Genomic DNA, 11,888 nt, shown 5'->3' on the forward strand with positions numbered 1-11,888 from the left:
CCGACCTTGTATCTCTCAGTATTAGATGATTAGCTATCACCTAATACATCGGAAGTGAGTGAGTTTGTGGCCGACCTTAGCAATAACAATGCTGCGATGTAGATTAGACCCTCACTTCTATCACTCAATAAACTGAATGGTATCCTAGCGCACTTATTGCAAGTTGATGCTGTATGTACAAGGGGAGTCTATCGAGATGATGCAATTTATTGGTTTAGACATTAGCAAAAATAAATGTGATGTATGCTGGTTGAAAGAGAGCGAAACAGGTAAACGAAAAACCAAAGTAATCAAAAATACACAAGCAGGCCATGAGAGTCTGAAAAACTGGTTACAGGCAACAGTCAAAGCAGCCCCTGAGCACATGGTGCTCATATTAGAGCCAACGGGGGTTTATCACGAGTCGATAATGTACTTCTTACACGACCATGGCTTTAATATTCTCCTTGCTAATCCCGGCAAGGCAAAGCAATACGCAGAGTCAATTAACCTGACTCACAAAACAGATAAGTCCGATGCGTTCATGCTCGCCAATTACGGTTGTGCGCAGCAAAGCAATCTCGCGTTATGGCAGCCAGAAGCAAAAGAAATACGTGTACTAAAAGCCTTACTGCGTCGTTTAGACACCCTTGAATCAGACCGCCAACGCGAACTTAACCGCCTGGATTCAAGTGAGTTCAGCCTGTCGTCTGAGCGTGTTGTATTGTCTCTTAAAGACATGATATGCACGCTTGAAAGTGAAATAGAAAAGCTTAAGCAGGACATTAACAACCACATTAATGGCAACCCACAGCTTAAGCGCAACCGAGCGCTTTTAGAAAGCATTCCGGGTATAGGTCCTGTATTGTCTCGGGAGTTAACCTACTTGTTTGCAGCGAAACAGTTTAGCAATGCCAGGCAAGTGGGGGCGTATGCAGGGTTAATCCCCAAATTGCATGAGTCAGGGAAACTCAAAGGCCGCACAACGTTAACTAAAACTGGCCCTGCTAAGTTACGCGCTAAGCTTTATATGGCGGCGATTGTGGCAGGGAGATACAACGTGAGTGTAAGGCTACAAAAAGAAGCACTGCTTAAGCGCGGTAAAACCTCCATGCAAGTCCTTGGCGCGAATATGAGAAAGCTTGTGCAAATATGTTATGGCGTAATCAAGAATCAGCAAGAATATCAGCCTCAAGTCATATAAAAATGCACTTGAGGCTGGTTATGAGAGATGGTATCTACAACTAACCTTCGCGAAATGCCTTCACCACATCGTTGGAATGCTCCAACAACTTACGCCCCGGGCGCGTTGCCTGAGTGAGAGCGATAAAGAGAATATCGATCACAAAGTCCTGCGCCGTGCGCGCCAGAATTGAGCTTAGACGAATCGACTCTACCTCGGCCACAGAGTAGAGGTTCACCGAGGCGCAATCCGCCACCGGGCTGGAGCCAAATTTGGTCACCGCAATCACGGGGCAATTATTCTGTTGAGCCTGATGCGCCGCTTCTGCCACTTCCCGGGTTTTACCCGACTCACTGATGGCGATAACCAGGTCGTCCTTGCCTAGGGTCGACACATAGGCCAGTTGGGCATGACCGTCCGCTTCGGCGATGGCGGCTATGCCTAACTTTTGCAGCTTATAGGCAAAGTCTTTGGCCACCAGAGCCGAACCACCTAGGCCGCAAATGGCAACGCGACGGGCATTTTTAAGCAGGGCCACCGCCTGCTCAACGGACTGGGCTTCATTAAGGTTTTTGGTTTCGGTTAACACCGCCATCTTGCTGCTTAACAGCTTTTCGGCAATCTGCTCTAGGCTATCATTAAGGGTGATCTTACCGTGCAGCTTAGGGGCTGGAGATTCTGAATTCATGGCATCAATAACCGCCAGCTTAAAGGCAGGGAAGCCCTTATACCCGAGCTTTTGGGCAAACTTAACCACGCTCGATTGGCTTACGCCGACCACCTTGGCCAACTCAATGGAGGAGAGGTCGCGAATAGCATTCGCACTGTTTAGCGTAAAATCGGCCAGTTTGGCTTCGCTACTGGAAAAAGACTTACGCAGTGCTTTAATTTTTACAAATGTCGACATAAGAAGTTACTTAGTATTGTTGGTTTCTCAGTTCCCCGGCTCTGGTGCGCTTTGGCTGGCGGGGTAACAAGGACATAATAATCACAGTGTAACCTGATATTCCAAATGAAAGGAATAAAAAATTTACGATTAGGTGCGCTCTTGAGTCGGTGTAAATAAAGGGATGCTTAAGTGGTTACTCATTTTATCTGCGCCATTTGTCTTATCCCTGCGGGGAATATGGAATAATATATAGAATATATATTCCATATATTTTAAATTGAAAGAAATAATATATTACTGTACGCTTGGTGGGTTGTTGTTGCGTTTATAAGTTCAAGACCCTGTGCTTAAGCATAGTTTTTTCGCTATAGGTTGGTATGGATAAAGAATCTTTGCAGATGCGCTGCAAGAGTCTGCTGTCGTTGCCCTTGTTATTTTTACTGAGCAGCTGCAGTTCTGGCTACGATTTCAAGCAGTCACATAATTATTCTAAGCGCATTAAATTTTTGGTGATGCACTACACTGCGATTGATTATGAAAAGTCTGAGCGCGTGCTGGTGGAAAAAGGCGGCTTAAGCGCCCACTACCTGGTGCCTGAAAGCCAGGATCCCAGCTATGGTGAGCGTGAGCTGCAAGTTCTGCAGCTGGTGAAAGAGCAGGACAGGGCCTGGCATGCGGGGAATAGCTATTGGCAGGGGCGCAGTGATCTTAATGACCACTCCATCGGCATTGAGGTGGTGAATGTACCCAGTTGCAGCGACAGGGCGCCGAGTATGGAGCCGGAGATTGCCACCATTGAATATGGTGCTGAGCCGTTTTGTGTATTCCCCGATTATGATCCCAAACAAATCGAATTATTAATCGCCCTTAGTCAGGATATTCTCGCGCGCAATCCGGATATTGGTCCGACCCAGGTTGTCGGGCATGCGGATATAGCACCGGGACGCAAACTCGACCCGGGTCCTCGTTTCCCCTGGTATCAGCTTTATAAGGCGGGCGTAGGCGCCTGGTATCAACAGCAGGATGTGGAATATTACTGGCGCCACTTTAGCGCCGCGCCGCCTTCTGTGGCCGTGATACAGCAAGCGCTGGCGGATTATGGTTATGGGATTGCGGTGACCGCTCGGCTCGATCAGCAAACACTGGATGTACTTAAGGCATTTCAAACACACTTTTTGCCCTGGCAGGTAAATGCCCAGGCGGATGCGAAAACGGCGGCGGTCTTGTTCGCTCTGCTTAAACGTTATAAGTCGAAAAAGGCGGATAAAAACTTTGCACTTTACCAGGAGTTGGCCGAGCAACCACAGGAGTTTGCCGCCTTGGGTCATGAGCAGCTTTATATCGAATATCCCCAGCGCGATGTTAGCTCACGGGTCGATGTAAACAACAAATACCAGTTTAAGTCCTATCGCCGCCGCGGCGAGATCATCATAGATAACATTAATGCCGAGCGCGCCGAGATCCTTATTAATGGCGAAACCATTAATATCGCCCGGCCCTTAAAGACCGGTCACAGCTACCGCTATTCGCTGGCAAGGCGCACCCGAGATGGCGTCAATACCTTGCATATTAAGTCGGTCTTTCCTGAGGATGCCAAGCTGAGTATTCGTATTCCTGCCCCCGAGCTAAAAACGAAGCAGGGCGCCATTGACTTCGCCGCTGTGGATGCGCTTATTCAAAGCGAGGTCGAGCAGGGCTTCCCCGGCGCCGTGCTTGGCGTGGTACACAAGGGCGAATTGGTGAAGCTCAGCGCCTATGGTTATGCCCGTGTTAATCAGGGTGAAGGCTCTCTACCCGCCCAGCCCATGACCGAGGACACCCTGTTTGATATTGCCTCTAATACCAAGATGTTTGCCACCAATTTGGCGCTGATGCATCTGGTGTCGCAAGGGCGTCTCGATATCAATAAACCTATCAGCCATTACTTGGCGGAATATACCGGCCAGGGACGCGAGGTACGGCTGGTGAAAGACCTGCTTACTCACAGCGCAGGTTACCCAGCGGTGGTGGACTTTCATCGCGCCGATAATCACCTCGGCAAGCCATTTTATTCCCTTAATAGCGAGCGCACCAAACAGCTGTTAATCCGTGGTGTGCCCTTTGAAATGATGCGGGAGCAGCGCCACCTTTACAGCGATGTCGACTATATGCTGCTCGGTGTTTTGATTGAACGTATTACCAAGATGCCCCTGGATGCCTATGTGGAAAGCCGCTTGTTTGCGCCCTTGGGGCTCAATACCCTGGTATTTAATCCGCTGCAAAAGGGCTTTATACCTTCGCAGATAGCGGCCACCGAGATTGAAGGCAACACCCGAGGTGGTCGGGTGCATTTCGAGGGCGTACGGGATCATGTGCTCCAAGGCGAGGTGCATGATGAAAAGGCTTTTTATTCCCTGGCCGGGGTGGCTGGACATGCGGGTTTGTTTGCCGATGTGCAAGGCGTGGCAAAACTCACTCAATTGTTGCTAAACCGGGGGAGTTATGGTGAAGTGCAGTTAATCAGGCCCGAGGTGGTCGATCAGTTTATTAAGCCCAGGGCTAGGGATGAAAGCTATGGCCTGGGTTGGCGCCGCGCCGGAAATGGCGCGCGTAAATGGCATTTTGGCCCCTACGCCAGCCCAAGGGCATACGGACACACGGGCTGGACCGGCACAGTAACTGTCATAGATCCGGAATATGATTTAGCTATAGTGCTGTTTACCAATGCCCGGCACAGCCAAGTGACCGGTTCGCAAAGCGACTATAGATTTAAAGGCAAAGAATTTGAAACGGGGAAATACGGTTCGGTGATCACCCGTGTCTATGAAGCCATTTTGGCTCGCTAATTTAGGCTCGAAAATGTAACGACTAACACAGGATACCCCTGCCCGGGTATCACCCAAAACGGCATCTCTTGATGCCGTTTTTTTTGCTTATCATGAGTTCGATTGTCAGCCCAGATATCACAAACACCTGTAGGCGAGGCTTTAGCCTTGTAGGTCGGTGCTTTGCGCCGACATGTCAAAGGGTGTGCATATATGTCAGCCTGCTAGGTAGCTGCTCCAGCATTGTTCTACTACCGCCATTTATGGCACCTTGCATACAGAATTGAAATAAAAAGCGCCCCGAAGGGCGCTGGTCTATCTTAGGTTGTTATCTTGGCTTAGAACGCAAATTTCAATGACAGTTGCACTCGGCGCGGACTGTAATAGTTACGGGGTTCACCAAAGGTACTGTCTACAAAATAAGGGTCGTTGTTATAACCGGTTTGACGGTCGAACAGGTTAAAGATATCGGCGCGGAATTGCAGCGCATAATCGCCATAGACGGTGAAGTCCTGACTGTAGTTTAGATCCAATTGCCAGTGGCTGGCACTGCGGCGGCTACCTGCCGGCTCCGCATAGCGGCTGGTGTGGCTGGAGCTGCTGCCATAGAGATTACCATCCCACCTCTCCCAAGGGCGACCCGACTGGAAGACAAAATAGGCGCCGATATTGGCTTCCCAAGGCGTGGTGTAATAGCCGTAGACCTTGAGCTTATGTGGCTTATCGCCAGAGAGGGTGCCATAGCGGTAATCCCAGGGATAGCGGCCTATGCCGTCACCATACCAGGAGGAGCCGACAAAGGTGTTGGCATCGTTATCGGCCGTGGTGTTGTCCTGGTCGAAGTTGCCATAGTAGTGACTCCATACATAGGAGGCATTTACATAGGTGTTATCGCCCATATACTCGGCCTCAAAGCTGGCTTCCCAGTATTTGGTCTCGCCACCATCTACCTCGGCTATGACATAGGAGGAGCCGCCGATTTCATTACGTATATCCTGCAAGTTCTCTATGTATAAACCTTGGGCGGCAATGTCTGCCGGTACACCCGGGGCATTGATACCATCATAGTTGGTGAGACGGGCATTATTGGGCATATCTTCCCAAAAGTGCAGGCCTTTACGATGACGCACATGGGCCCGCAGCACCAGATCTTCGCCCATATACTTGGTAGTTCCCAGGGTGAATTCATTAATGCGGCGCGGCTTCATACCTTCTTGGAATAGCTTACCGGAAGAAGAAGCACGGGGCTCAGCATAGATAACATTGCCGTTGGCATCAAATTCAACGTCAATGGCACTGCGATTGTTCCTGTCCCAGGAGGCGGCACGAGCCAGGGAGCTGGTTTCCGGGTTATAGATGGCAAAGTTGACAAAGACGTCATCCTCATCGGCATAATTCCATTTCACGCCCAGGCGCGGCTGTATCATATCGCTCCAGTCGGTTTCATACATCTTGTACTTATGTCCCGGGGCCAACTCATAGCCGGAGACGGTGCCGGATTTAGGGCGCAGGCCCTGACCATAATAGGTGTCGCGACTGACTAAAACGCCTATGTTGTAGGTCCAATCGCCATATTCTATGGTGTCGTTAATCTCGAAGTTCAGAGTCTCGGTTTCTGAGGTGATGGCCGGGGCTAAATCGCCGCTGCCTACCAGGCTCATTTGTTGCACCAGGGCGCGATAAATAACCGGGGTGTCATTGCCAGCTTGCTGGCTTAGATCCAAGCCACCAACATAGTCGATTCGTCCCCAGCCATTGGAGAAGCGTGTAAGTACCTCCTTACCCTCTGACCATTGCCCGCCAAAGTGCAGGGTGTGATAAGTATCGCCCCAGCTAAATTCATGATCTAGCTTGAGTTCAAATGAATCGCGGTAAAAGTCCTGGTCGTCGTACTGCAAATAGGCACCGACGCCACCGCCGCCCATTTTCATGCCGTTTTCCGTGTAACCGAACTGCTCGATCAGCGTCGCCGCACCGGCATTATAGGCGGCAATTTGCTCTGGGGTATAGTCGTTACTTGGGCCGCGCAGTTCGGGCACATTAAAGTAGCCCATTTGATCCAGGTTGTTGACATCCAGGGTGCCGCTTAGTGACGGCTGGAAATTAAGCTCGGTATCCGGGCGCGAACTACTTTGTAGATCAAAGGTGCTGTACTGAAACGATAAGGTGGTGTTTGAATCTATCAGCCAGGAGCCGTCGAGGGTGAAAATATCCTGCTCTGTGTCGCCGCCAACGGACACACTGTCGGGTTCGTATTCACCGATTGAGGCACCTTCTTCGGTTTTATCGGAAATACGCTGAGAAATGTTGAATAACAGGTCATCACTGGGCGCCCAGGTGAGCTTGCCGAAGAACTCATCGCGCTCGCTCTTATAGTTTTTCACATCGCCGTAGGCTGTATCCTTGTTGCTGCGCTTTTCTTCGGGACGGTAATAGGAGGTGTAGAAATACAGGGTATCCTCAATCAGCGGGCCGCCTAGGTTAGCGGTTATCCAACTCTTATCCGTTTCATAACTTTCCTGACCAACGGGAGAGGCAACCAGGCTTTTGGGCTGCACCTTATATTCCACCGAGCCGGTAAACTCGTCTGTGCCGGACTTGGATACTGTGTTGATGGCAAAGCCGCCGGAGCGGTTAAAGTCAACGGCCTTGGCGCCGCCTCTGTCCATGGTGACATAGGCCACATCGTGGGTGGAAGGCTCGGATGCCAGGTTACCAAACATGGGCAAGGACACATTAACGCCATCAAAACCATAGGAGTTATCCACCCCTGAGCCACCGGCCGACGGGCCGAGGACAGAGTTTTCAGACAGCTCGACGCCGGGCACCAGTTTAAGCAGGTCGCGATAGTCCTGGCCTATGGGCACTCCTTCAATAGCTTTCTCTCCCAGGGAGTTGGTGAGCGAGGAATTACCCTGGCGATATAAGCGACTGCCAGTAATGGTGATCACCTCTGTCTTGTCGCCGGTCAGGCTCAGCTCCACATCAACCTTAGAGGTCTGCTCTAACAATACCTGCACAGTCAGGGTTTGACTGGCGCCGTCTTTATTGGTGAAGGTGAGCTCGTAGGTGCCGGGCTTTAATTGGGGTAGATCGAAGCTACCATCGGCACCTGTGACCACGGTACGGGCTTTGGGCATAACGCTGGAGCGCGCGGTGACCGTTACCCCAGCCATGGACTGTTCGGTTTGCTCGGCGATAACCGTGCCCTTGATGCCGCCGGTCAAGGCCGCCAGTGCCGGAGCACTGATAAAGGCCGCAGCAATCAGGGTGGAAGTGATCGCTGTTTTTGGTGCGCGCATGGCGCGATAGCTCGCCTGCGCCAATGCACTGAGGTGGAAGTGATTTAGTTTCATTGTATCCCCATCCTTATAATAATTTATTTATCTTTTGGACTGTGAACCTGTTGTTTACCCTGTTAGTGATGGCGCGACCTATCCATTTGTTGCATATATATTAAACAAGTGTTACTGGGATTAATCAAGAATATTTATTTCTAAATGTTTTTTATTTTGAAAATAAAGTATGAAAATAGTGGTGTGAAAAAGCGCCTCAAAGGAGTCGCCGTGCTGCCTTGGAGTTTGTTATCTATATAAAAAGAAGGTAAAGATTGGCCAAAATTAATTGGCCAATTTTAATAAGCTAGGGCTTAAAGCCAGGCTGGCAGGGTGTCCATGGCAAGCAGGGTATCAAAGCTGATGCGCTCGCGAATAATACTGTATTGCTTGCCGCTCACCAGTACCTCAGGGGCATTAAGGCGGGAGTTATAGTGTGATGCCATCACCGCGCCATAGGCTCCGGCGCCCATAATGGCAACCAGATCGCCTTGTTCACATTCGCCGAGGGCACGGCTTTTGGCGAAGGTGTCGCCGGTTTCGCACACCGGGCCGACTATGTCATAAACCGCTTGGTTGGGCTTTTGCTCCACGGTAGCAATATGGTGATAGGCGTCGTACATGCTCGGGCGGATCAAGTCATTCATGGCCGCATCTAGGATCAAGAAGGTGCGCTCTTGCCCTGTTTTTACATATTCCACCTTTGATACCAGGACACCGGCATTGCCGACCATGGAGCGTCCCGGCTCGACTATGATTTTGCAGCCAAGATGACCTAAGTGTTGTTTGGCATGCTCGGCATAGGTGCGGATATCCGGCTCATCGCTGTGCTCGCCATAATTAATGCCTAAACCACCACCTATATCTATGATTTTAATGGTAATACCTTGCGCTTTTAGGCTGCTTACTAGCTCCGCAACCTTGGCAAAAGCGGCGGCAAAGGGCTCCAGGTTAATCAGCTGGGAGCCGATATGCACATCTACACCCGTCACTTCTATGCCTGGCAAAGACGCCGCCTTAATATAAAGCTGGGGCGCCAAGTCGATATTAATGCCGAACTTATTCTCCGCCAGACCCGTGGTGATCTTGGCATGGGTTTTGGCCTCAACGTCCGGATTTACGCGAATAGAGATACGTGCCGTGGTATTCATTTGCACCGCCAGGGCACTGATGCGCTCTAATTCCGGCTCGGACTCAACATTAAATTGTAAGATGCCTTGGGACAGGGCATAGCGGATTTCCTGCTCGCTTTTACCCACGCCGGCGAAGACAATTTTCTCCGCCTTAATGCCAGCGGCTAGCGCGCGGCGGATCTCGCCTTCGGAAACCGTGTCGGCACCGGCGCCCAATTGCGCCAAAGTGGCTAAAATTGCCTGATTGGAGTTGGCTTTTACGGCATAACAAATTAAGCTATCCAGTCCTGCAAACGCATCGCTGTAGCGCTGATAATTACTGGCAATAGCCGCAGCCGAGTAACAGTAAAATGGGGTGGGGATGTGTTTGGCAAGCTCGCCGATGGTGACATCTTCAACCTGCATGTGCTGATCCACATAAGGAAAGTAGGGAAGTGGCTGCATAACTAAAAAATTACAGTTAAATGAAAACTAATTGAATAATCTATGCTCATTTGCAAGACTATTCAAGCTTTATAATAACAAGGATAACACCATGTCTTGGTATTCCATTTTGCCGCCGCTGGTAGCAATTGCAATCGTCTTTTGGCGTAAAGAAGTGATCATGGCCCTGTTGTTGGCCGTGGCAACATCCGAGTTCTTACTGGCGATAAGTGGCGAGGGTAATACCTTATTCTATACCTTTATCAATACCATAGAGCGTGTGGTAGCGACGGCATCCTCGCCGGGTAACAGCCGCGTCATTCTCTTTAGTGTGCTTATTGGTGCGCTGCTTGCCTATATTCGCGAGTCCGGCGGCGTGGCCGCAACCGTGAACATGTTAATCGGCAAGGGCGTGGCCAAGTCAAAGCGCCAGGTGGGTTTTTTAACCATGTTTTCCGGCATTGCCGTGTTTATCGAGTCTAACCTCAGTGTCTTGACCGCGGGTATTCTGTCGCGCGGTCTATTCGATAAGTTTAAAATGAGCCGTGCCCGTCTGGCCTATATTATCGACAGTACCAGCGCCCCTGTATGTATCCTTATTTTGCTTAATGGTTGGGGCGCCTATGTGCTCGGGCTGTTGAGCAACTATGAGTTGGAGCAATCGGCGGTCAGTATTTTATGGGGCAGTGTTGCCTATAACTTTTATGCCATTATCGCCTTGTTGATAGTCGCCTACACCATCGCCTTTGATAAGGTTCATGGTCCTATGAAGGAAGCGGAGCAAAAGCTTGAGCGCTTGGAAGTGAATGTGCCTACCGAGGCTGACAAGGGCACCAAGGCTCGCTTTATGCTGGTGCCTTTATTGACCCTGGTGCTGTCCATGGTCGGCTTTATGTTCTGGACCGGCAATGGCGATATTGCCTCTGGCAGTGGCTCTAAGTCGGTGCTTTACGCCACCATCTTATCCTGTGTTGTGGCCTATTTCCTGCTCAGTGCCAGCAAGCTTTTCAGCCATCATCAACTGGTTGAAATGGGCTTTAAAGGCATGGGTGAGTTATTGCCTCTGGTGGCCATAGTCTTATTATCCATGACCTTGGGCGCCAGCCTTAAAGAGCTGGGAACCGGCGTTTTCGTGGCCTCCCTGGTGGGTGATTACCTGCCTATCACCTTGGTGGTGCCCATGCTGTTTTTAACCGGTGCGGTGATCTCCTTTACCACGGGCACCTCCTGGGGCACCTTCGCCATTCTTATTCCCATTGGTGTGCCGCTGATCCAAACCCTGGGTCTGCCACCATCGCTGGTGCTTGGCGCCATTTTAGGCGGCGGTGTATTTGGCGATCACTGCTCGCCAATCTCAGATACCAGTGCGGTGTCGGCCATTGCCTCCGGCTGTGACTTGCTTACCCATGTGAAAACCCAGATGCCTTATGCTCTGGTGGGTGGTGCTTTAACCTTGGTTGCCTACTTCCTGGTGAGCCTGGCAATACTTTAAGAAACAGGCTAAGTCGGCGTTAACATAGCGCTATTTATTGCCAACAGGCGGGGGTATAATGCCCCCGCTTTTTATTTTCATTAGGGTGCCCAGCATGACCTTGGAACAGATAGATAAAACCCGCTACCGCAAACATCTTAATATAGTGATAGTTGCCTGTATCGCTGCCTTAGTAGTGGGTAGTTTGGGTATCGCCCGGGTGCTGATCCTTGCCCTGCCAAGCGACAGTGGCAGTCATTTTCATTGGAATCTGCTGGGTGTTGTAGTCAGTTGTATCGCCATAGGTTTTGCTCTTAAACGTGTCGAGCATCATCCCTTTATGACCGAGGTGGTGTATGTGTGGCGATTGAAGCAGGCGCTTAATCAGATCACCCGCAAGCTGCGCAAGATTAAGGCGGCGGCGGAGCAGGGCGATGTGCAGGCCATGCATGCACTGCAATTTAATTATGCCGGCTCAAGACAGTTATGGCAGCTGGATGATAACACCATCACCATGGATGAATTGGCCATCTCCCAGGCTCAGCTCGACACCCTGGCCGAGCGTTATAATGTTGAAGCCGACGCCAGCCGTTACCAGAGCGAATACCTGAAACAGTTGTAGCCCTCTATCTTATAGTGCGCCTGTACAGACGGGCGCCTTGCCTGCGGCG

The 11,888-nt window shown here is 50.5% G+C and carries 7 protein-coding genes; 4 read left to right on the forward strand and 3 right to left on the reverse strand.

Going from position 1 to position 11,888, the window contains the following annotated elements:
• Positions 1–199 precede the first annotated feature (199 nt).
• Entirely contained in the window at positions 200–1,183 is a 984-nt protein-coding gene (locus WCN91_RS13380) for an IS110 family RNA-guided transposase (RefSeq protein ID WP_425416017.1), read from the forward strand.
• Positions 1,184–1,223: 40 nt separating this feature from the next.
• Here WCN91_RS13380 and WCN91_RS13385 read toward each other — a convergent pair whose 3' ends face one another.
• A complete protein-coding gene (locus WCN91_RS13385; protein WP_342679850.1) occupies positions 1,224–2,069 on the reverse strand; it encodes a MurR/RpiR family transcriptional regulator in 846 nt (281 codons plus the stop codon).
• A 359-nt stretch (positions 2,070–2,428) separates the two neighbouring features.
• Between WCN91_RS13385 and pbp4b the strand changes: the two genes are divergently transcribed.
• Positions 2,429–4,876: a penicillin binding protein PBP4B gene (gene pbp4b / locus WCN91_RS13390; RefSeq protein ID WP_342679851.1), complete on the forward strand. Its 2,448-nt coding sequence runs from the start codon at positions 2,429–2,431 to the stop codon at positions 4,874–4,876.
• 317 nt (positions 4,877–5,193) lie between these two features.
• Here pbp4b and WCN91_RS13395 read toward each other — a convergent pair whose 3' ends face one another.
• Both WCN91_RS13395 and lysA read right to left on the reverse strand, forming a co-directional pair.
• Entirely contained in the window at positions 5,194–8,211 is a 3,018-nt protein-coding gene (locus WCN91_RS13395; RefSeq protein ID WP_342679852.1) for a carboxypeptidase regulatory-like domain-containing protein, read from the reverse strand.
• A gap of 293 nt (positions 8,212–8,504) precedes the next feature.
• The gene (gene lysA, locus WCN91_RS13400) at positions 8,505–9,728 is read right to left on the reverse strand and encodes a diaminopimelate decarboxylase (protein ID WP_342679854.1); all 1,224 of its coding nucleotides are present in this window, start codon (positions 9,726–9,728) and stop codon (positions 8,505–8,507) included.
• Between the two features lie 130 nt (positions 9,729–9,858).
• On the opposite strand from lysA, the gene WCN91_RS13405 reads away from it, so the two are divergent.
• Both WCN91_RS13405 and WCN91_RS13410 read left to right on the forward strand, forming a co-directional pair.
• Positions 9,859–11,238 carry a Na+/H+ antiporter NhaC family protein gene (locus tag WCN91_RS13405; RefSeq protein ID WP_342679856.1) on the forward strand — a complete coding sequence of 460 codons (1,380 nt, stop codon included), beginning with the start codon at positions 9,859–9,861 and terminating at the stop codon, positions 11,236–11,238.
• Positions 11,239–11,332: 94 nt separating this feature from the next.
• On the forward strand, positions 11,333–11,839 hold the full coding sequence (locus tag WCN91_RS13410; protein WP_342679858.1) for a DUF3087 domain-containing protein: 507 nt from the start codon (positions 11,333–11,335) through the stop codon (positions 11,837–11,839).
• The last annotated feature ends 49 nt before the right edge of the window (positions 11,840–11,888 follow it).

Origin of the sequence: Pseudoalteromonas qingdaonensis (genome assembly GCF_038739665.1) — a bacterium.
In the GTDB taxonomy this organism is placed as follows: Bacteria; Pseudomonadota; Gammaproteobacteria; order Enterobacterales; family Alteromonadaceae; genus Pseudoalteromonas; species Pseudoalteromonas qingdaonensis.